A 19,804-nucleotide genomic window follows, 5' to 3' on the forward strand; every position below is an offset into this window, starting at 1 on the left:
GTGATCCGGTTTATATGGAGCACTGATCCGAATCAGCAGCCTATCCCGCGGCGCGGGCAGGGGAGAACGATGCCGACACACACGATGAGGGCGGTCCGGCTCCACGAGCACGGCGGCCCCGAGGTCCTGCGGTGCGACGAGGTGCCGGTTCCCGAGCCGGGGCCGGGTGAGGTGCTCGTCCGGGTCCACGCGGTCGGCGTCAACCCTCCGGACCGGTATCTGCGCGAAGGGCTGACCACGATGCCCGGGGAGACCGAGTCGACGGTCCGCCTGCCGGTAATTCCGGGGACGGACGTGTCGGGCGTCGTGGCGGCCGCCGCCGCCGACGTGGACGGCCTCGCCGTGGGTGACGAGGTCTTCGGTCTGCTGCGTTTCCCCGGCTTCGACGGCAGCGCGTACGCCGAGTACGTGGCCGCGCCCGCGTCGGACCTGGCACGCAAGCCGGGCGGCGTGGACCACGTGCACGCCGCGGGGGCGCCCATGGCGGGGCTGACGGCGTGGCAGTTCCTGATCGAGGTCGGACACGGTCACCCGTCGCCGTTCCAGGCGGCGCGGCATCGCCCGGTGGCGCTCGGCGCCGGCACCACGGTGCTCGTCAACGGCGCCGCGGGCGGCGTGGGGCACTTCGCGCTCCAGTTGGCGAAGTGGCGGGGCGCACGTGTCGTCGCGGTGGCGTCGGGCGCGCATGAGTCGTTCCTGCGCGAGCTCGGCGCGGACCGGTTCATCGACTACACCAGGAGTCGTCCCGAGGAGCTCGTGCGCGACGTGGACCTCGTGCTCGACACCGTCGGCGGCCCCGGCAGCAGGCGCTTCCTGCGCACGCTCAAGCGCGGCGGCGCCCTGTTCCCCGTGCTCCCCGGGGACTTCGACGAAGAAGAGACCGCGAAGTCGGGCGTCACGGTGTCGAGCGCCCAGGTCCGCTCGAACGGCGCGCAGCTCGCCGAACTGGGGCGCCTGCTGGACGCGGGCACGGTCCGCGTCGCGATCGACAGCACGTTCCCGCTCGCGGATGCCCGGGCGGCGCACGAACGCGCCGCCCGGGGGCACATCCAGGGCAAGATCGTGCTCACGGTCGCCTAGGCGGTGTCTGACCATCCCCGCCGGGCGTCGCGCGCTGGTCCGACGCGGATTGTCGGACACCGCCCAGGGCCTGGGAACGAGCGGCGGGGCGGCGCGCCGCTCGACGGGGCGTCACTCGTCGAGAACGCCCAGCCGGTGGGCGATGGCGGCGGCCTCCCCTCGGCCGGAGGCGCCCATCTTCGCCAGGATGTTGGAGACGTGCACGCTCGCCGTCTTCGGCGAGATGAACAGCTCCTCGGCGATCTGCCGGTTGCTGCGCCCGGCGGCGACCAGCCGCAGCACGTCCCGCTCCCGGGCGGTCAGGCCCAGCCCCGCCGCCGCGGAGGCCGGGGGCGCCTCCCCCTCGGCCTGCCGCAGCGGGATCCGGGCTCGGCCCGCCAGCGTGGTGATCTCCGTCTCGAGCGGCGCCGCGCCCAGCTCGCGCGCCACCGCCCCGCCCCGTCGCAGCAGTTCGCCGGCCGCCCCGCGGGCGGTGGCGCCGCCCTGGGCGATCAGGGCCTCGGCGAGCCGCGACCGGGCGGTGGCCAGCAGCACCGGGGCCTGAAGCCGCTCGGTGACGGCGACGGCCTCCGTCCAGCGGGCGGTGGCGTCCCGGCCCTCGGCGGTGAGCAGCTCGGCCTCGGTCATCAGGGCCTGCGCGGCCCACACCGGTGCGAACCGGGGCTGGCCCCGCATCGCCTCGCGGATCCGCTCCACCGCCGCCGTGCGCCCCGGCTCGGCCACCGTGAGCCCGCGGGTCCGCGCCTCCGCCGCCGCGGCCTCGTACAGCAGCGGCCAGCCGTAGCGCTGGTGGCCGGGGGCGATGCCCTCGCCGACCGCCGTCTCCAGCAGGGACCGGACGTCGAGGATCCGGCCGTCGGCGGACGCCAGCGCGATGGCGATCCTGGCCGCGGCCAGGGTGTACTGGTGCTCCGGGCGGGGACCGATGGTCCAGCCCTCGGACTCCTCCATCCGGAGCCGGGCCTCGTCGTAGGCGCCCCGGGCCAGGGCCAGCTCGGCCCGCTGCCCGGCGATCTGCCCCCGGGTGCGCACGCTCACCCCGCGGCGGCCCGCGGCCCGCTCGAGCACTTCGTCGGCGTCGGCCCAGCGGCCGAGCTGGACGAGGGACTCGGCGAGGTTGCCGTCGATGAACGAGGCGGTGTCCGGCAGCCCGTACCGCTCGGCGAGCTCGCTGCCCGCCTCGGCGACCTCGACGGCCTCGCCGTAGCGGCCGAGGCCGTGCAGCGCCGTGGCCAGGTTGCCGTGGCCGCGCAGCAGGACGTTGGCGTTGCCCGGCTCCGGCTTCTGGGCGCACACCTCGCGGGCCTGCTCGATCCCGGCCTCGACGTCACCCGAGTGGATGGTGAGCCAGGCCAGGGTGTGCCGCGCGGTGATGCCGGTGACCTCGGCGCCCGTCACCCGGCAGAGCTCCACCGCCCGCTGCGCGGTCTCGAGCGCGGTGGGCCCGGGCTGGTGCACGGCGTACCAGTGCGCCGCGTGCGTCAGCACTTCGGCGTGCACCACGGACGGCGGCAGGCCCTCCACCAGCTCCCGGGCCCGGGCGATCTCCTCCCAGCCGTCGGAGCGGGCGAGGTCGCGCACCAGCTTGTGGCGCTCGGTCCAGAACCACGCCGCCCGGATGCGGTCCTCCCCGTCCGAGCCGGGCCGTGGGCTCGGGGAGGGGTCGCCCGTCAGCTTGCGCAGCGCCCGCTTGCAGATGGCGAGCGCCCGCTCCCGCTCCCCCGCGAGGCGCGCGGCGACGGTGATCGCGGCGAGCAGGTCCACGAAGTCCCCGGGCGCGTCCGGGGAGACGGCCGACCCCAGGCCGTCGTCGATGCCTTGCCGCATCGTGCGGCGGCGCAGCTCCTCGGAGGTGTCGTCCCACAGCTCCAGCGCCCGCTCCAGCAGTCGGTGCTGCTCGGCGAACGCGTGCCGGCCGCGGGCGGCGGCCGCCGCGGCGATCACGGCGGGCAGCGCCTTCGCGGGGTCGCGGGCGCCGTACCAGTAGCCGGCGAGGCGCCCGGGCCGCTCCTCGGAGCGTACGAGCGCGGGGTCGGCCTCCAGCGCCTCGGCGTAGCGGCGGCTGAGCCGGGAGCGCTCACCGGGCAGCAGGTCGCCGGCCACCGCCTCGCGCATCAGGGCGTGCCGGAAGCGGAACGACTCCCCCTCGGCGCAGGGGCGCAGGACGGCGGCGCCGACGGCGGTGCGCAGGGTCTCGATCAGCTCGTCCTCGGCGAGGCCCGTGACGGCGGCCAGCAGCCGGAACTCCACCTCGGAGCCGCCCTCGGCGGCGATCCGCACGACGCGCTGCACCTCCTCCGGCAGTGCCTCGACGCGGACCAGCAGCAGGTCGCGCAGGGAGTCGCTGAGGCCGCCAGGGGAGCCTCCGAGGATGCTGGAGGCCAGCTCCTCGACGAAGAACGCGTTGCCCTCGGAGCGTTCGAAGACCCGGTCGAGGACCTGCTCGGGCGGCGCCTCGCCGCGGATGGCGGTGAGCTGGCGGCGGACCTCGGCGCGGTCGAAGCGGGACAGTTCGAGGCGGGTGACGCTGCGCAGCCGCTCGTACTCGGCGAGGGCGGGGCGCAGGGGGTGGCGGCGGTGCAGGTCGTCGGCGCGGTAGGTGGCGACGATGAGCAGGCGGCTGTCGGTGGGGGCGCGCAGCAGGTAGCTGAGCAGCTCGCGGGTGGAGCGGTCGGCCCAGTGCAGGTCCTCCAGGGCCAGGACGAGGGTCCGGTCGGCGGAGAGGCGCTCCAGGAGGCGGACGGTGAGCTCGAAGAGCCGGGCGCGGCCGTCGGTCTCGGGGCGGCCCCGGTCCATCTCGCCGAGCTCGGGCAGCAGCCGGGCCAGCTCGCCCTCCTGGCCCGCGACGGCGGCGCGCAGCTCCGCGTCGCCGAGCCGGCGGCGCAGGGAGCGCAGGGCGGCCGAGACGGGGTGGTACGGCAGGGCGTCGGCGCCGGTTTCCACGCAGCCGCCGAGGGCGACGACGGCCCCGTCCGCGGCGGCCCGGCCGAGGAACTCCTCGATCAGCCGGGTCTTGCCGACACCGGCCTCGCCGCCCACGAGGAGGGCGCGCGGCTCCCCGGCGTTCGCCCGGGACAGGGCCTCGTCGAGGGCGGCCAGTTCGGCGCCGCGGCCCACGAAGACGGGGCTGGTGTGACTGCTGTGCACGGTTCCGAGCATCGCATGTCGTACGAGGTGGGGGACAGCGGCTCCGGCTCGGCGGGGCCGCCGCGGCCGGGTGTCCGGGTGGGCCGCCCTCCGGCCCGGACTCGTCGAGGGTCCGGGAGGCGAACGCGCGCGGGTCCGCCTCGTCCGCGGGCAGACGACCGCCACCCGGCCGCCCACCGTTGCTCAGGCCAGCCTCCTCCCCGGGGCCCGGGGCGGTCGGAGCCCTCCAGCGGGGATCCGGGGGGCCGCGCCGATGCCCGCCGCTCGCGGGCGGTGGCTGTCCCGGCCCCGCGGCCGCGGGTCGTGTCGGACCCGCGAGCGACACTGCGGACCGTGTCCCTTGCCGATCTCACTTTCGACCAGTGGCGGTCCTTCGAGCCGACGGCCGCACGCCGTTTCGCCCATGAGGCGGCCGCCTCGGTGGACGGGCGCGTGACGGGCGTCGAGACCGTCGAGCACCTGGGCGGGCCGCTGCACCGCGTCCGGATCGAGCGGAACGGGCAGGAGTTCGCTCTCGTACCCGGAGGGCGGGTGTCCGTGGGGTTCGACCTCGACTCGTGGCAGCCGTCGCCCGAGCAGGAGGCCGACTACGCCAGGAGCCTGGAGGAGGGCTTCGGCGACGGACCCGATCTGCGGGCCCACCTCGCGCGGGTGCTCAGCCCTCGCCGGAGCGTCGTCCTGGCGACGGTGCTGATGGCGGTGGAGGACGAGGACCTGACCGAGCCGCCCGCCGGTGTGCCGGCCGCCCTCGCGGCCCGCGGCCTGCGGATGCCCACGTCCGACGAGTGGGAGCACGCCTGCGGGGCCGGGGCGGGCACCCTGTTCCGGTGGGGTGACGACTGCCCGCTGGACCGCGTCCCGTACGGGGACCGCACCGGCCCGCACAGCCGGCCGAACGCCTTCGGCCTGCGCATCGCCCACGACACCTACCGCGCGGAGCTGACCGGTGACGCCGGTGCCGTGCACGGCGGAGACGGCGGCGAGTCCGTGTGCGGCGGCTACGGCCACCTCCTGGCGTGGCTGCCCCTGGCCACCGCCCACCGCAACCCCGGCATGGTGGAGTTCGTGTACGGCCCGGACGGCGAGGACCTCTACGAGGACTTCTCCACCCGGCCCGTGCTCACCCTGTGAACCCGCCGGGCCGCCGCGGCACGCCGGGCCCGAGGCGGCGCCGCCCGCGGTGAGCCGCCGGGTGCCGTCAGCCGGCCTCCTGCCGCGCGGGGGCGTGGGCCTCCCGGGTGGCGGCCCAGGAGGCGAGGAGGCGCAGGGCCTCCGCGGAGGGGGAGCCGGGTTCGGCGGAGTAGATGGTGAGGGTGAGGCCGGGTTCGGCGGCCATCTCCAGGCCCTCGTAGGCGAGGGTGAGGTCGCCGACCGCCCGGTGGTGGAAGCGTTTGGTGCCGGTGCCGTGGTGGCGGACGTCGTGGGCGCCCCAGCGGGTGCGGAAGGCGTCGCTGCGGGTGGACAGCTCGCCGACGAGGTCGTGCAGGTCCTTGTCGTGGGGGTTGCGGCCGGCCTCGGTGCGCAGGATGGCGACGACGACGTCGGCCGCCTGGTCCCAGTCGGGGTGGAAGCGGCGGGAGGCGGGGTCCAGGAAGGTGAAGCGGGCGAGGTTGGCCTGGTTGTGGGGGCAGGCGTGGACGTCGCTGTGGAAGGCGCGGGCGAGCTGGTTGGCGGCGAGGATGTCCATGCGGCCGTTGCGGACGAAGGCGGGCCCCGCGGTGATCGCGTCCAGGGTCCACTGAAGGCTGCGGTGCGGGGTCCACTGGCGGGTGGGGCGGCGGCGGGGCCGGGTGAGGGCGTCGGAGCCGTCGGCGGCTTGCGCCAGCCGGAGGAGGTGGGCGCGCTCGGCGTCGTCGAGCCGCAGGGCACGGGCGACGGCTTCCAGGACGGCCGGGGAGACGCCGGCGAGGTTGCCGCGCTCCAGCTTGGCGTAGTACTCCACGCTCATGTCGGCGAGGGCGGCGACCTCGCTGCGGCGCAGTCCGGGAACGCGCCGCCTGCTGCCGGAGGGGAACCCCGCCCGCTCGGGGGTGATCTTGGCGCGCCGCGAGGTGAGGAACTCGCGGACCTCTTCACGGTTGTCCACGACATCGACGGTACGTCCCGTCCGGCGTGCGAGGGGTGTACTGCCGGTACACCCTTCGACGGTGACTCGCAGGATGCGCGAGGAGGGGGTTGGCTGGATGCGTGGCGGTTTCCGCCCGGCCGCGAACGCGGACGGGCGGGGAGCCGGCACCCGGCACCCGGCGCGCGGTCGGCGGCTCGCCGTCCGCCGCGGGCCCGCGACCGCACTCGGCGACCGCTGGTACACCCCCGGTACCGCACGCCTCGGCACGTAAGGAACCCCTCATGCGCGGAGCAGTGATCCATGCCCCCGGCGACGTCCGCCTCGAGTCCCTGGAGGACCCGAGGATCCTCCGGCCGACGGACGCCGTCATCCGCACGGCCGTCACCTGTGTGTGCGGCTCGGACCTGTGGCCCTACCGCGGCCTTGAGCCGATCGGCGAGGCGCACCCGATGGGACACGAGTACGTCGGCTTCGTGGAGGAGGTGGGCGGCGAGGTCGGCGCCGTCAAGCCGGGCCAGTTCGTGGTCGGCTCGTTCGCCACCTCGGACAACACCTGCGCCAACTGCCGGAACGGCTTCCAGTCCAACTGCCTGGACCGCGAGTTCATGAGCACCTGCCAGGCCGACTACGTGCGCGTCCCCAACGCCCAGGGCACGCTGGTGGCCACCGGGGACACGCCGGACGAGCGGCTCTGGCCCGGTCTGCTGGCCGTCTCCGACGTCATGGGCACCGGCTGGTGGGCCGCCGACGCCGCCGGGGTCGAGCCCGGCTCGACGGCCGTCGTGGTGGGCGACGGTGCCGTCGGCCTGTGCGCGGTGATCGCGGCCAGGGAGATGGGCGCGGAGCGGATCATCGTGGTGAGCCGCCACGAGCCCCGCCAGAAGCTGGCACGGGAGTTCGGCGCCACCGACATCGTCACCGAGCGCGGTGACGAGGGCGTGGCCCGGATCAAGGACCTCACCGGCGGTATCGGCGCCGACGCGGTGCTGGAGTGCGTGGGCACCGCGCAGGCCATGCAGCAGGCCCTGCGGTCCGCGCGGCCCGGCGGGAACGTCGGTTTCGTCGGCGTGCCCCACGAGGTCGCCGTCGACGGGCAGGAGCTGTTCTTCTCCCACGTCGGCCTGCGCGGCGGCCCCGCCCCGGTGCGCCGCTATCTGCCCGATCTGATCGAGCGCGTGCTGTCGGGCCGGATCGACCCGGGCAAGGTGTTCGACCTCGTCCTGCCCCTGGACCAGGTCGCCGAGGGCTACCGGGCCATGGACGAGCGCCGCGCCGTCAAGTCCCTCCTGGAGCCCTGACCCCCGCGCGTCTTTCGCGCGTTCCCCGGGGGACGGGCTCCCTGTGCGGCCCGTCCCCCGCGCCGGCCGACTGGTTCACCGGCGACGTGTGCGGAAGGGAACGGGCGACGACACTCCCGGGACGCGGTGGGCGGAACCCGTCGCCGGCCAGCGGCACAACGGCTCGCGCACGCGCGGTCAACCGACCGCGGCGGGGCTGCCGGGGAAGCGGTGGCGGGTCCGCTCCCCCGGCGGGCAGCCGGGTTCGGCCGCATGGCGGCCCGCCGCGGGGCTCAGTCGGTGATGTACCACTTGCCGTCGATGAACTCCAGGGTGTAGCTGCCGAGGTCGCTCTCGGAGAAGGCGGCGGAGGACTTGACCGACTCGACCGGCATCTCGATCCTGGCGGGCGTTTCCACGACGACGCGCCGGGGGTCGACCGTCGCGGTCCGGAGAGCGTTCCTCTGCGCCGGCGAGATCATCTGGAGCACGACGGCGAACGTCGACGTGCACGGGCCGAATCCCTGGTCCTGCGCCTTCTTCGCCGCCGGCCCGGCCACCTCGCAGACCGTGTCGAGGTCCCCCCGGCCCAAGGCGTGGAGGTACTGCTCGTAGCGCTGGACCGCCCCCTCCTTCGTCGCGGGCGCGGGCTGTTCCCGGGACGGTTCCGCCGACGGCCGCTTGCCGGACGGCTCCGCCGACGACGGCTGCGGGGACGGTTCCGCCGGCGGGGCGGTCGAGGGCTCGGACGTGGGCTGACGCGACGCGGACGCCTCCGGGGGCTCCGCGCCCCGCTCCTTCGCCTCCTCCGAATCGCACCCCACCAGCGCCACGGACGCCGCCACCGCCAGGCACACCATCGCCCGCATCCGAACCCTCACCCGTCCCCCTTCGGTCGTCCACGGCCCGGCCGGCCGCACGTCGGGACATCACGCGGAATCCGGCGGAACGGTTCCCGCGGCGTGCCGCGCGTCCGGTGGACGGCGGCCCGCGCCTCGTCGGGCGCGGCGGAGACGCCGGTCGCCGCGGGCAGTTCGGGACTTACCGGGGACGTCCTTCTCTGTCACCCGGGACGGCGGGCTGCCTAGCGTGTGGGACGTCCACACGACATGTTCCGACCGATGGAATGGAGTGGTCGACATGACCGGAGAGAACGCGGTGTACGAGCCCCCGGCCCTGGTGGAGCTCGGGTCCTTCACGGAGCTGACCCTCGGCTCCGCGGGCTGGTTCCAGGACTGGTTCAACTACACGTTCATCCCCATGGTGCCCTGAGCACCGCGATGAGGTCCCGATAGGTCCCCCTGCGGGTCCTCGGCGGGGAGGAGGCGGCGGGTTCGGCCCGGCCGGCTCCTCCCCGTTCCGCGAGCGGCCCGCGCCGAGTGGCTGCGAGGCGGCGATGGAGTTCCTTGTTCTTCCCGACACCGAACGGGCCGCCGGGCTCCTGCCCGGCACGGCCGACCCGCCGGCGGGCACCGGGCCGGCCCCGGACGCGGGGCAGGTGCTGACGCACGCCTCGGGGCGCCCGTGGGTGGCGGGCCGTTGGCGGCGGGACGAGGCCGTCCTGATCACGGCGGGCAGCCGGCGCCTGCTGGTGCTGGGCCGTACCCGCCTCGACGCCGCGGCGGCCGAGCGGCGGCTGGCCTCCGCCCGTTCACCGCACGACCTGGACGCGCTGGCGCGCCGCCTGCCGGGGAGCGTGCACCTGGTGGCGTCCATGGACGGCCGTGTCCGTGTGCACGGCAGCGTGTCCACGGCCCGTCAGGTCTTCCACGCCGACGTGGCCGGGCTGACCGTCGCGGCGAGCGGCCAGGGCCGTCTGGCGTCCCTGCTGGGGCACCGGTTCGACGACGGGGCGCTCACGCTGCGCCTGCTCACCCCGGGGGCGCCCTGGCCCCTGGGCGCCCGCCCGGTGTGGCGCGGCGTCGGCGCCGTGGCGCCGGGCGCGTGGCTGGAGCTCACCCCGGACGGCGGGCACCGCACGCACCGCTGGTGGACGCCGCCGGAGCCGGAGCTCCCGCTGGAGGACGCCGCGCGGCAGGTGCGGGAGGCGCTGTGCGAGGCGGTGGAGGTGCGGACCGGGCACGGCGCTCTCAGCGCCGACCTCTCCGGCGGCCTGGACTCGACCGTCCTGTGCTACCTGGCGGCCTCCCGCGGCGCGGACCTGCTGACGTTCCACTGGACGCCGGCGGACGCGGCGAACGAGGACACCGCGTGGGCCCGCCGGGCCGCCGCCGACCTTCCGTGTGCCCGGCACCGGTTCGTGGCCTCGGACGCCCGCCCCGAGTGGCTGGCGGCGACGCAGGACCGGTCCCCGGCCGGTCGCGTGCGCCCGGAGGGGCCGCCGCGCTGGCACCGCAACCTCGCGCAGATGGAGCACCTGTCGCGCTCTGCGGCCGTCGAGGGTTCCCGTCTGCACATGATGGGCGTGGGGGGCGACGAGCTGTTCTCCCCGCCGTTCGCCCACTGGTGGTCCCTGGTCCGCGAGCGCCCGCTGCACGGCCTGGCGACGGTGCGCAGGCTCCGGACGGCGAACCGGTGGAGCCGGGGCGACACCGTGCGGTACCTGGCGGACCGCCGGTCCTTCGCCGCCGCCCTGGCCGACGCCGCGGACGGGCTCACCGCTCCGGTGCCGCGGCCCAACGACCCGCCGCACGGCTGGGGCGTGCAGGTGCGGATGCCGCCGTGGGCGGAACCGGGCGCCGTGGACGCCGCCCGGCGACTGCTGCGGGAGGCCGCCGGCGACGGAGCCGAGCCGCTGCACCGGGACCGGGCGCAGCACCAGGTGCTGGAGATGGTCGTGGCGAGCGGCGGCGCGCTGCGGGAGGCGAACGCGGCACTCACCGCGCTCGGGGTGCCCTGGGAGGCGCCGTACCTGGACGACCGCGTCGTCGAGGCGGCCCTGCGGGTGCGCGTCGCGGACCGCGGCGCTCGGGGCCGGTACAAGCCGGTCCTCGCCGCCGCCGTGCGCGGACTCGTGCCGGAGCGGGTGTTGCAGCGGCGCAGCAAGGGCGAGTTCAGCGCGGAGCTGCACGAGGGGCTGCGGCGCAACCGGGGCGCGCTGGTGCGGTGGTGTGAGGACCTGCGGCTGGCCCGGCTCGGCCTGGTGGACGCCGGCGCCCTGCGGGACGCGCTGCTCGCGCCCATGCCGCACGTCACCGACCTGACGCCGTTCGAGAACACGCTGGCGTGCGAGAGCTGGCTGCGCGCCGCGGGTGCCGGTGACCACGAGGCCGTGGCGCCGGCCGGCGGCCCCGGGTGACCCCGGCGCGGTGGCGGTGTCCTCCGCGCCCCGGTCCGGGACGTCTGCCCGGTGCGGGACACCTGGCGGGTCGGCGCCGCCGCTGACCCGCGCGGTGGGCCGGGACCGGTCCCGTGGGCGGTCCCACACGCTGGTGGTGATCCGGCGTTGAGGCCGACCGAGGGAGGGTGACGATGGCGTGGTTCGGTCAGGGAGGGGCGCCGCGGACGACGGGAGGCGGTTTCGCGGCGTTGACCACACCGGCTCGTGGGGAGCACCAGCAGGGGGCGCGATGACCGTCCGGGTACTGGTGGTGGACGATCCCTCGCTGTTCTCCGCGGGCGTGCACCACCTGCTGGCGCGGACGCCCGGCTTCCACCTGGTGGGTGAGGCGTCGTCCGCCGAGGAGGCGCTGCGGATCCTGCGCGGCCGGCGGGCCGGCCCGCACGTGGTGCTGGTGGATCCGTGCATGCGGGAGGGGCTGGCGGTCACGCGGGCGGTCGTCGCGGGGGGCCGGCGCGCGCCGCGGGTGCTGGCCGTCTCCCTCTGCGAGGGCGACGACACCGTGGTGGCCGCGCTGCGCGCCGGGGCCGGCGGGTACGTCACCAAGGAGGCGTCGCAGGACGAGCTGCTGCGGGCCATCTCGACCGTGGCGGCCGGAGGGGCGGTGTTCGGTCCGACGATCGCGTCACGGCTCAGCCGCTACTTCGCGGAGATGCGCGAGGCCCCGGAGCGGCTGGCGTTCCCCGACCTGACGCGCCGGGAGTTGCAGGTGCTGCATCTGATCGCCCTGGGCTGGGACAACCGTCAGATCGCCCGGGACCTGGTGCTGGCGGAGAAGACCGTCCGCAACTACGTCTCGCAGGTGCTCGGCAAGCTGGGCGTCCACCACAGGACGGGGGCGGCCGTACGGGCGCGTGAAGCCGGGCTGGGCGGCTGAGAGCGGCACGGGGCCGGGGGTGGGCGGAGGCCGGAAAGGGGAAGCCGTTGTGCCCGGCGTCGCCCTGACGGCCGGTCGGGGCGGGACAGAAACGGGACATCCGCCTCGGGCATGTGGGATGCGGCTTCTCCTAGCGTGAGTGCGGGCGGCCCCGGGGAGCGCCACCGCCTCGAGCCGCGCCAGGCGCACCCCGCCCCGTGCGCGCACACGTCGGCCCGCGGGACCGGCCGCGGGCCGACGAGGCCGCCGGCCGGCGCGGCCGGCACCGTCTCGATGACAACCGGCACCGTCTCGATGACAAGGAGTCCTCGATGACCTACCACCTGGGACCGGACGTCTCCGCCACCGACACGGAGGAGGGGCTGGTCCTCCTGGACCAGCGGACCGGCCGCTACTGGCAGCTCAATCCCAGCGGGGCCGCCGTGCTCCGGCTGGTGCTCGCGGGCAACTCGCCGCGGGAGGCCGCCGAGGAGCTGGTGCGGCGCGCCCCGGCCGCCGCGCCGAGGGCGGAGGCCGATGTGGCCGCCCTGCTGAACGCCCTGCGCGCGGCGCGTCTGGTGGTGGTCTCATGAGCCTGCCCGTCACCGGGGAGCCCACCGGCAGGCTGCCCCGGCACCGGCACCTCACCGCGCGGCTGGCGGTGGCCGTCGCGCGGCCGATCAGCCTGCTGCCGCCGCGCCGTGTCCGCCAGGTGCTGCGGTTCGTCAGCCGGGGCAGCCGACCGGCCACCGCCGCGCACGCGCTGCGGTCCCGGCGGGCCGTCGTCACGGTGAGTGCCAGGTGCGCCGGTCAGGGCTGCCTCCAGCGCTCCATCGCCACCGCGCTGCTGTGCCGGTTGCGGGGCCGCTGGCCGGACTGGTGCACGGGCGTGCGCGGCCGGCCGTTCCGCGCCCACGCGTGGGTGGAGGCGGAGGGCGCGGCGGTCGGCGAGGCCGAGGACATGCGGCTGTTCCACACGGTGATGAGCGTGCGGCACCCGGCCGGGAGGCGCTCGTGAGCGGCGGCGGCCCCGCGGTGCGCACCGCGGGCCTGGGCAAGACGTACGGCGGCCGGGACGTGGTGGCGGGCCTGGACATCACCGTTCCCGAGGGTGAGATCTTCGGCTTCCTCGGCCCGAACGGCGCGGGCAAGACGACCACCATCGGCATGCTGTGCACGCTCGTCCGGCCGACGCGGGGCAGCGCCGAGGTGGCCGGTTGCGACGTGCTGCGGCGGCCCGACGAGGTGCGCCGCCGCATCGGCCTGGTGTTCCAGGAATCGACGCTGGACGGCGACCTGACCGCCGAGGAGAACCTCCGCTTCCAGGCCGACCTGTTCGGCCTGCCGCGGGCCCGGGCCCGCTCGGCGATCGCCGCGCTGCTGGAGCTGGTCGATCTCGCCGACCGGAGCGGGACCCCGGTGGCGACGTTCTCCGGCGGCATGCGCCGCCGCCTGGAGATCGCCCGGGGGCTGCTCCACACCCCGCGGGTGCTGTTCCTGGACGAGCCGACCACCGGGCTCGACCCGCAGACCCGGGCGGTCATCTGGCGCCATCTGCACCGGCTGCGGGACGAGCACCGCGTCACCGTGTTCCTGACCACCCACCACCTGGAGGAGGCCGAGCACTGCGACCGGCTGGCCATCATGGACGGCGGCGGGCTGGTCGCGGAGGGCACCCCCCAGGCGCTCAAGGCGGTGGTCGGGAACGACCTGGTGGCCCTGCGCACCGACGACGACGAGGCGGCGGCTCGGGTGGTGCGCGAACGGTTCGGCCGGGACGCCGAGGCCGGGCCGGCGGGCCTGCGCCTGCGGGTCCCGGACGGCGCCGCGTTCGCTCCCCGGCTGTGCGCGGAACTCGGCGTCCCCGTCCACTCGCTGACGGTGACCCCGCCGACGCTCGACGACGTGTTCCTGCACTACACCGGCCGCACCATCCGGGAGGACGCCGGGGCCTCCGCCCGGCGGCCCGGCTTCGCCCCCAGGAGGTAGACCGTGTCCGGAGCCGACGTCGTCACCCACGTCCACGCGGCGGCCGCGACGCCGGTCCCGCCGCGCCCCGGCGGCGCGGCGCGGCGGAACGCGCGCACCGTGCTGGTGCTGTGGCAGCGCGAGCTCATCCGCTTCGGCCGCAACCGGCTGCGCATCGCCATGGGGCTGCTGGCACCGGTGATCTTCCTGCTGGTCCTGGGCACCGGTCTGGACTCGGCGTCCGAGGGGGCGGGGCTCGACGGGTTCCGCGCCTACCTCTTCCCCGGGGTGATGCTGATGGCCGTGCAGGCGCCGGCGATGGCCGTGGGCGCCTCCATCGTGTGGGACCGGCAGGCCGGCTTCCTGCGGCAGATGCTGGTGGCCCCGGTCCGGCGGGAGGCGATCCTGCTCGGCATCTGCCTGGGCGGCGCCACCACCGGCACCGCGTACGGGGCGCTGGTGCTGGTGCTCGCCCCCGTGGTGGGCGTCCCGTACGCGCCCGAGCTGCTGCTGGTGCTGCTGGTGCTGGGTCTGATCGGTTTCGCCTTCACCACGCTCGGCGTGCTGCTGGCGGTGAGCATCAAGCGGCCGGACACCTTCCAGGTCGTGGTCGGGCTGTGCGTGATGCCGCTGCTGTTCCTGTCCGGGGCGATGTTCCCCGTGCGCGGCCTGCCCGACTGGCTGCACGCGGCGGTGCTCGCCAACCCGCTGACGTACGCCGTGGACGCGCTGCGCCGGGCGCTGCCGGGGGACGCGGGCTTCGCGGGCGGGGCCGCGGGCCCGCGGTGGGCGGGCTGGGCTCCCCCGGCCGCCCTGGAGGCGGGCGGCATCGCGCTGCTGGCCCTGCTGGCCCTGGCCGCGGCCACACGCCGGTTCTCCCGCACGGAGTGACCCTCCGGGGCGGCGGTCGGGGGCGCGCCGGGGCGCGGGGTGAGTTCGGGGACGCGCGGGCGTCGTCTTCGCTTCGGCCCCGGGGACACGGCTGCGTCCGCCTCAGCCGGAGCCGGGGCGGATCACCACCGCTTCGGCCCTGACGCGGCCGCTGTGCCGGAAGTCCATGACGAACGGGACGACATCCCCCACCCGCCACGTCCCCCGTGCCACCAGCACGATGTCCACGCCATGGGGTGACATCGCCACGGTGCCGCCCGCCGGGACGGTCAGTGAGTCGACCACGCGCTTGGCCGCGGTCCCCCGGCCCGTGGCCGCGTGGCGGCCGAGCGCCACGTCACCGGCCGCCGGGGACGTCACGGACACCAGTTCGTCGTCCGCCCCTCCCACGTTGGAGATCCGGAAGAACGCCGCCGTGTCCCTGGTGTCGCCGTAGGGCAGCAGGACCCGCCCGGAGGTGACCTGCACGCGCGCCGGGCTGCCCGCCGCGCCGGACGCCGCCCACGCGGTCAGGCCACCGAGGGCGACGGCGCAGGCCACGACGGGGGCGAGCGCCGGGAGCAGGCTCTGCGCGAGCCGCCGGGCCCGGCCGGTCACCGGGACCCCCTCCGCGTCCGGCCGCGGGCGGCTCGCCGCGGGGCCGGCTGCCAGGCGCGCAGCCGCAGGCTGTTGCCGACCACCAGCAGCGAGCTCGCGGACATCGCCGCGGCGGCGAGCATGGGGTTGAGCAGGCCCACCATGGCGAGCGGCACGGTCACGACGTTGTAGCCGAAGGCCCACAGGAGGTTGGCCCGGATCGTCCTGAGGGTGCGCGAGGCGAGCAGGGCCGCGTCCACCAGGGCCTCGATGTCGTCGCGCACCAGCGTCACGTCGGCGGCTCCGATCGCCGCGTCGGCGCCCGCGCCCATGGCGATCCCGAGATCGGCGCCGGCCAGCGCCGCGGCATCGTTCACGCCGTCCCCGACGACCGCGACCCTGCGGCCCTCCTCCCGCAGCCTCCGCACCAGGGCGGCCTTGCCCTCCGGTGTGCGGCGGGCGTGCACCTCCTCGATGCCGAGCGCCGCCGCCACGGCCCGGGCGGGCGCCTCCCGGTCGCCTGTGGCCAGCACCGGCCGCACACCGAGGCGCCGCAGCCGGTCCACCGCCCGGAAGCTGCCGGGCCGCACCGTGTCCCCGACGGCGATCAGCGCCTCCGCCGCCCCGTCGACGCGCACCAGCACGGGCGTGTGCGCGGCGGCCTCCGCCGCGGCGAGCGCGCCCGCCAGCTCCGCCGGCAACTCGCCGTCCGGCGTGCGGACCTCGACCAGTCGGCCTTCGACCCGGCCGCGCACTCCGCGGCCCGCCGCCGCGGTGAAGCCGCTCACCTCCGGCAGCGGCCCGGGGCCGGACGGGCTCCGGACGGCGCGCTCGGCGATCGCGCGGCCCAGCGGATGCTCCGAGCCCCGCTCGACCGCCCCGGCCAGCCGCAGCACCGCCGCCGCGCCGAGGCCACCGGGCACGGCCGTGATCCGGGCGACCGTCATCCGCCCGGAGGTGAGGGTGCCGGTCTTGTCGAGCACGACGGTGTCGATGTGCCGCAGCCCCTCCAGCGCCCGCGGGCCCCTGACCAGGACGCCCAGTTGGGCGCCGCGGCCGGTGGCGGCCAGGAGGGCGGTCGGCGTGGCCAGGCCCAGCGCGCACGGGCACGCCACCACCAGCACGGCCACGCACGCGGTGACGGCGGCCTGCGCGCCCGCTCCGGCGCCGAGCCAGAAGGCGAGCACGGTGACGGCGAGCGACAGCACCACGGGCACGAACACCCCCGCGACCGCGTCGGCGAGCCGCTGCGCCCTCGCCTTGCCCGCCTGGGCCTCGGCCACCAGCCGGGCGATCCGGGCCAGCCGGGTGTCGGCACCGACCGCCGCCGCCCGCACCAGCAGCAGCCCGCCCGCGTTGACGGCCCCGCCCACCACCGCCGAGCCCGGCCCCACCTCGACCGGCTCGCTCTCCCCCGTCACCAGGGACAGGTCCACCGCCGAACCGCCTTCGACCACCACGCCGTCGGTGGCCACCCGCTCCCCGGGACGCACCACGAAGACCTGCCCGACCGCCAGCTCCTCGACGGGGACGCGCCGTTCCGCGCCGCCCTCGCGCACCGACACCTCCTTGACGGCGAGCCCGGCCAGCGACCGCAGCGCCGCGCCGGCGCCCAGCCGGGCCCGCGCCTCGAGGAACCGCCCTGCCAGCACGAACAGCGGGACACCGACCGCCGCCTCCAGATAGATGTGCGCCATGCCGTCCGGAGCCGAGGGCAGCAGGCCCGACGCCATCCGCATCCCCGGCTCGCCCGCGCCGCCGAGGAACAGCGCGTACGCCGACCAGCAGAAGGACGCCGCCACGCCCAGCGAGACCAGGGTGTCCATGGTCGCCGCGGAGTGCCGCAGCCCGCCCAGCGCCCGCGCGTGGAACGGCCACGCGCTCCACACGGCGACCGGCGCGGCGAGCGCGAAGCACAGCCACTGCCAGTTGCGGAACTGCCACGCCGGCACCATCGACAGCACCAGCACCGGCACCGCGAGCAGCGCCGTGACCACCAGTCGGGCACGCTCCCGCGCGGCGGCGTCCCCGGCCGGGTCCGCGTCCCGGCGCCCGCGCGCCCGGGGAGGTCCGGGCAGGGCCGCGGTGTACCCGGCCTGCTCGACCGCCGCGACCAGCTCATCGGGCCGCACCCGCGCCGGATGGCTGACCCGCGCCCGCCCGGTGGCCAGGTTGACGGTCGCGGTCACCCCCTCCAGCCGGGCGAGCTTCTTCTCGACGCGCCGCACACAGGCCGCGCAGGTCATCCCGCCGACCGTGAGGTCGGTCGTCAGCAGGACGGCCACCGGCTCCGCGGCCATCAGCCGCCCCCGTGCCCGTGCCCCGCGCCACCGCCCCGGCCGTCCTCGCCGCCATCCCCGCCGCCCCCGGTACCGGTGCCGTGCATGCCGGGCGCGACCGGCCCGGCGGCGGCTCCGACGGCGTACGACACCGCGAACAGCGCGGCGAGCAGCAGGAGGAACCCGCAGACGGCGGGCGGGGGCACCGCCTTCCGGAGCAGCACACCCGCGCCGGGGAGGGATCGTCGTGACTCTGGCACCACCGGGGCTCCGCATCCGTCGTACGGCGCCGGTCGGTCCGGCCCGTGTCGCCTGAGGAGTCGGACCCGCGGCGGACCGGGTTCCGGGAGGGGGGTGCGTCGTACGTCACGCCGTGGGCGGCCGCGCGGCGTCGCCCGTCCACTCGGTGGCGCGCCGCGGCGGGGGCGGAGCGGACGTGCTCGGCCCTCGGCCTGGGCCGCCTAACCCGCGGCCGGGGCCGGGGCGGCGGGCCCGGGCGGGGGCGGCCCGGCGGCGGGCGGGGTGCGGTAGGCGCGGAGGGGGGCGTTGGCCGCGGCCACGGCGGCGATCGCCACGACGGCGGACAGGCCGCCGGCGACCAGGGAGAACGAGGCGGAGGTGGCCGACGCCAGCAGGCCGCCGCGGAAGTTGCCGAGTTCGGGGCCCGCGACGCCGATGACGTGCTCCACGGAGGAGACCCGCCCCCGGAAGGCGTCCGGGGTCTCGAGCTGCACCAAGGTGCTGCGGGTGACCACCGAGACGGTGTCGGCGGCGCCGGCCACGGCCAGGCAGCCGAGCGCCAGCCACAGCGGCTCGGCCAGGCCGAAGCCGGCCAGCGCCAGGCCCCAGACACCGGCCGCGGTCAACTGGACCAGGCCGCCGCGGCGCCAGCGCGTCACCGTGCCGGAGAGCAGTCCGGCCGTGATCCCTCCGACGGCGACGGCCGAGAGGAACAGGCCGAGGGTCCGCGGATCGCCGCCGAAGCGGACCTCGTTGACCAGTGGGAACAGCGCGACCGGCATGGCGAGCAGCGTCGCGGACAGGTCGGTGGTCAACGAACCCCACAGCGTCGGGCGGCGCAGGACGATCCGCCAGCCGCCGCGCTGCGGTCGGCGCCCGGCGTCCTCCGGGGCGGCGCCCTCGGGCCGCATGACCGGGAGGCGGCCGACGGTGAGCAGCGCGGTCGCCGCGGCCACGGCCTGGGCGGCGTAGGCGGCGGGGACGTCCCAGCGGGCGATGATCAGCCCGGCCAGCGCGGGCCCGGCCAGCATCGACGCCTGGAAGGAGACGTTGGTCAGCGCGAGGCCGGCCGCGACCTGGTCGGCCGGCAGCAGCCGGACCGGGAGGGTGCGCCGGGCGGGAGCGCCGAGCGCGCCGCAGGCCGCGCCCAGGGCGACCAGGGCGAGCAGCAGCACCAGGTTCCGGTTGTCCGCCAGCGCCTGGGCGCACAGCCCCGCGGCGGCCAGCAGTTGGCCCGCGGCGGCGGCCAGCACCAGCGCACGGCGGTCGACGGTGTCGGCCAGCGCGCCGCCGAGCAGCCCGAACAGCACCATCGGCAGGCCGGTCGCCAGCCCGATGGCGCCGGTGCCCACGGGGCTGCCGGTCAGGTCCCAGACCTGGGCCAGCACCGCCACGGTGGCCATCTGCCCGCCGAGTTGGGAGGCCCAGTAGCCGATCCACAGGTGGCGGAACGGGCGGTTGCCGCGCAGCGGGCGGGTGTCGAGGAAGCGGACGCGCGCCCTCACCGCGACGGCTCGGCGAGGTGGTCGGCGATCCGCTGCCGCATCGACCGGCGCTCCAGGGCCCTGCGCAGGTCCTTGACGACGGCGGTCAGCGGGTAGGGGATCTCGGCGTCCAGCTCGGCGACCGTCGCGTGCGTGGCGCGCCACTCGGCCTCCAGGAACGGCACCAGCGACCGGCCGCGCTCGGTGAGGTCGATCCGCCGGGTGCGGGCGTCGGGCCCGGGCTCGGAGGTGACCAGCCCCTCCTTGCGCATGGCTGCGATGGTCTGGCTGATCGCGGAGTGGGAGCGGCCGAGGGACTCCGCGAGCTCGCGGATGGTCAGTGGCCCGGTGTGGGCGAGCCGGATCAGCGGATAGGCGAACCGCGGCCGCACCCCCTCGATGCCGCGCTCGACGTAGATGTGCTCGATGTCGGCTTCCATGGCGGCGAGCAGCTTGTGCAGCGGCTGCCAGGGGTCGGGGAGTGCGGTGGGGTCGGGAGATGTCACAGCGCTAATATAACAGCGCTGCGACAATGGGTGACTCTTGCCCGAACGGCATCGTTCGCACACCTTCCTCCCACTCGGGGCGGAGGCGCGGCGGGCCCCGCGGCCGGCGTTCCCCGCGGCGCGGGCCTCCG

General features: G+C 76.6%; 18 protein-coding genes. 10 read left to right on the forward strand and 8 right to left on the reverse strand.

Annotated elements, in window-relative coordinates:
- The first annotated feature begins 69 nt into the window (after window positions 1-69).
- Window positions 70-1,080, forward strand: a complete 1,011-nt coding sequence (locus ACYVO2_RS13300) for an NADP-dependent oxidoreductase (protein ID WP_461007944.1) — start codon at window positions 70-72, stop codon at window positions 1,078-1,080.
- Window positions 1,081-1,191: 111 nt separating this feature from the next.
- Here the strand turns inward: ACYVO2_RS13300 and ACYVO2_RS13305 are convergent, their stop codons facing one another.
- A complete protein-coding gene (locus tag ACYVO2_RS13305) occupies window positions 1,192-4,239 on the reverse strand; it encodes a helix-turn-helix transcriptional regulator (protein ID WP_461007945.1) in 3,048 nt (1,015 codons plus the stop codon).
- A 321-nt stretch (window positions 4,240-4,560) separates the two neighbouring features.
- Here ACYVO2_RS13305 and ACYVO2_RS13310 point away from each other — a divergent pair, with 321 nt between their 5' ends.
- Window positions 4,561-5,358: a hypothetical protein gene (locus tag ACYVO2_RS13310; RefSeq protein ID WP_461007946.1), complete on the forward strand. Its 798-nt coding sequence runs from the start codon at window positions 4,561-4,563 to the stop codon at window positions 5,356-5,358.
- A gap of 67 nt (window positions 5,359-5,425) precedes the next feature.
- On the opposite strand, the gene ACYVO2_RS13315 is transcribed toward ACYVO2_RS13310, so the two are convergent.
- Window positions 5,426-6,313: a helix-turn-helix transcriptional regulator gene (locus ACYVO2_RS13315; protein WP_461007947.1), complete on the reverse strand. Its 888-nt coding sequence runs from the start codon at window positions 6,311-6,313 to the stop codon at window positions 5,426-5,428.
- Window positions 6,314-6,576: 263 nt separating this feature from the next.
- Here ACYVO2_RS13315 and ACYVO2_RS13320 point away from each other — a divergent pair, with 263 nt between their 5' ends.
- Window positions 6,577-7,593, forward strand: a complete 1,017-nt coding sequence (locus tag ACYVO2_RS13320) for a zinc-dependent alcohol dehydrogenase family protein (protein ID WP_461007948.1) — start codon at window positions 6,577-6,579, stop codon at window positions 7,591-7,593.
- 272 nt (window positions 7,594-7,865) lie between these two features.
- Here the strand turns inward: ACYVO2_RS13320 and ACYVO2_RS13325 are convergent, their stop codons facing one another.
- A complete protein-coding gene (locus tag ACYVO2_RS13325) occupies window positions 7,866-8,453 on the reverse strand; it encodes a hypothetical protein (RefSeq protein ID WP_461007949.1) in 588 nt (195 codons plus the stop codon).
- 259 nt (window positions 8,454-8,712) lie between these two features.
- Between ACYVO2_RS13325 and ACYVO2_RS13330 the strand changes: the two genes are divergently transcribed.
- The 7 genes from ACYVO2_RS13330 (at window position 8,713) to ACYVO2_RS13360 (ending at window position 14,588) form a co-directional block, all read left to right on the forward strand.
- A complete protein-coding gene (locus tag ACYVO2_RS13330) occupies window positions 8,713-8,844 on the forward strand; it encodes a lasso RiPP family leader peptide-containing protein (RefSeq protein WP_461007950.1) in 132 nt (43 codons plus the stop codon).
- 124 nt (window positions 8,845-8,968) lie between these two features.
- Complete coding sequence (locus tag ACYVO2_RS13335; RefSeq protein ID WP_461007951.1) at window positions 8,969-10,831, forward strand: asparagine synthase-related protein; 1,863 nt, start codon at window positions 8,969-8,971, stop codon at window positions 10,829-10,831.
- 271 nt (window positions 10,832-11,102) lie between these two features.
- The gene (locus ACYVO2_RS13340) at window positions 11,103-11,750 is read left to right on the forward strand and encodes a LuxR C-terminal-related transcriptional regulator (RefSeq protein WP_461007952.1); all 648 of its coding nucleotides are present in this window, start codon (window positions 11,103-11,105) and stop codon (window positions 11,748-11,750) included.
- A gap of 311 nt (window positions 11,751-12,061) precedes the next feature.
- Window positions 12,062-12,322 carry a lasso peptide biosynthesis PqqD family chaperone gene (locus ACYVO2_RS13345; protein ID WP_461007953.1) on the forward strand — a complete coding sequence of 87 codons (261 nt, stop codon included), beginning with the start codon at window positions 12,062-12,064 and terminating at the stop codon, window positions 12,320-12,322.
- Window positions 12,319-12,747 (forward strand): lasso peptide biosynthesis B2 protein, encoded by a 429-nt coding sequence (locus ACYVO2_RS13350; protein ID WP_461007954.1) that lies wholly within the window; start codon window positions 12,319-12,321, stop codon window positions 12,745-12,747. The genes ACYVO2_RS13345 and ACYVO2_RS13350 overlap by 4 nt, the downstream gene beginning before the upstream one ends.
- On the forward strand, window positions 12,744-13,718 hold the full coding sequence (locus ACYVO2_RS13355) for an ATP-binding cassette domain-containing protein (protein WP_461007955.1): 975 nt from the start codon (window positions 12,744-12,746) through the stop codon (window positions 13,716-13,718). The genes ACYVO2_RS13350 and ACYVO2_RS13355 overlap by 4 nt, the downstream gene beginning before the upstream one ends.
- A gap of 3 nt (window positions 13,719-13,721) precedes the next feature.
- Entirely contained in the window at window positions 13,722-14,588 is an 867-nt protein-coding gene (locus tag ACYVO2_RS13360) for an ABC transporter permease (RefSeq protein WP_461007956.1), read from the forward strand.
- A 102-nt stretch (window positions 14,589-14,690) separates the two neighbouring features.
- Here ACYVO2_RS13360 and ACYVO2_RS13365 read toward each other — a convergent pair whose 3' ends face one another.
- From ACYVO2_RS13365 to ACYVO2_RS13385, 5 genes are all read right to left on the reverse strand, one after another.
- Complete coding sequence (locus ACYVO2_RS13365) at window positions 14,691-15,185, reverse strand: copper chaperone PCu(A)C (protein WP_461007957.1); 495 nt, start codon at window positions 15,183-15,185, stop codon at window positions 14,691-14,693.
- Window positions 15,182-17,464 (reverse strand): heavy metal translocating P-type ATPase, encoded by a 2,283-nt coding sequence (locus ACYVO2_RS13370; protein WP_461007958.1) that lies wholly within the window; start codon window positions 17,462-17,464, stop codon window positions 15,182-15,184. Before ACYVO2_RS13370 ends, ACYVO2_RS13365 begins: the two co-directional genes overlap by 4 nt.
- The gene (locus tag ACYVO2_RS13375) at window positions 17,464-17,703 is read right to left on the reverse strand and encodes a hypothetical protein (protein WP_461007959.1); all 240 of its coding nucleotides are present in this window, start codon (window positions 17,701-17,703) and stop codon (window positions 17,464-17,466) included. The genes ACYVO2_RS13370 and ACYVO2_RS13375 overlap by 1 nt, the downstream gene beginning before the upstream one ends.
- A 201-nt stretch (window positions 17,704-17,904) precedes the next feature.
- Window positions 17,905-19,188, reverse strand: coding sequence for an MFS transporter (locus ACYVO2_RS13380; protein ID WP_461007960.1), 1,284 nt, complete (start codon window positions 19,186-19,188; stop codon window positions 17,905-17,907).
- The gene (locus tag ACYVO2_RS13385) at window positions 19,185-19,673 is read right to left on the reverse strand and encodes a MarR family winged helix-turn-helix transcriptional regulator (protein WP_461007961.1); all 489 of its coding nucleotides are present in this window, start codon (window positions 19,671-19,673) and stop codon (window positions 19,185-19,187) included. Before ACYVO2_RS13385 ends, ACYVO2_RS13380 begins: the two co-directional genes overlap by 4 nt.
- Between the last annotated feature and the right edge of the window lie 131 nt (window positions 19,674-19,804).

Source organism: Streptomyces capparidis (assembly GCF_054782095.1).

What these genes read in the sequence shown, in the direction of transcription:
- ACYVO2_RS13345 (WP_461007953.1), top strand. Translation starts at nt 12,062, where the DNA reads ATGACCTACCACCTGGGACCGGACGTCTCCGCCACCGACACGGAGGAG.
- ACYVO2_RS13330 (WP_461007950.1), top strand. Translation starts at nt 8,713, where the DNA reads ATGACCGGAGAGAACGCGGTGTACGAGCCCCCGGCCCTGGTGGAGCTC.
- ACYVO2_RS13305 (WP_461007945.1), bottom strand. Translation starts at nt 4,239, where the DNA reads ATGCTCGGAACCGTGCACAGCAGTCACACCAGCCCCGTCTTCGTGGGC.
- ACYVO2_RS13320 (WP_461007948.1), top strand. Translation starts at nt 6,577, where the DNA reads ATGCGCGGAGCAGTGATCCATGCCCCCGGCGACGTCCGCCTCGAGTCC.
- ACYVO2_RS13335 (WP_461007951.1), top strand. Translation starts at nt 8,969, where the DNA reads ATGGAGTTCCTTGTTCTTCCCGACACCGAACGGGCCGCCGGGCTCCTG.
- ACYVO2_RS13300 (WP_461007944.1), top strand. Translation starts at nt 70, where the DNA reads ATGCCGACACACACGATGAGGGCGGTCCGGCTCCACGAGCACGGCGGC.
- ACYVO2_RS13350 (WP_461007954.1), top strand. Translation starts at nt 12,319, where the DNA reads ATGAGCCTGCCCGTCACCGGGGAGCCCACCGGCAGGCTGCCCCGGCAC.
- ACYVO2_RS13370 (WP_461007958.1), bottom strand. Translation starts at nt 17,464, where the DNA reads ATGGCCGCGGAGCCGGTGGCCGTCCTGCTGACGACCGACCTCACGGTC.
- ACYVO2_RS13340 (WP_461007952.1), top strand. Translation starts at nt 11,103, where the DNA reads ATGACCGTCCGGGTACTGGTGGTGGACGATCCCTCGCTGTTCTCCGCG.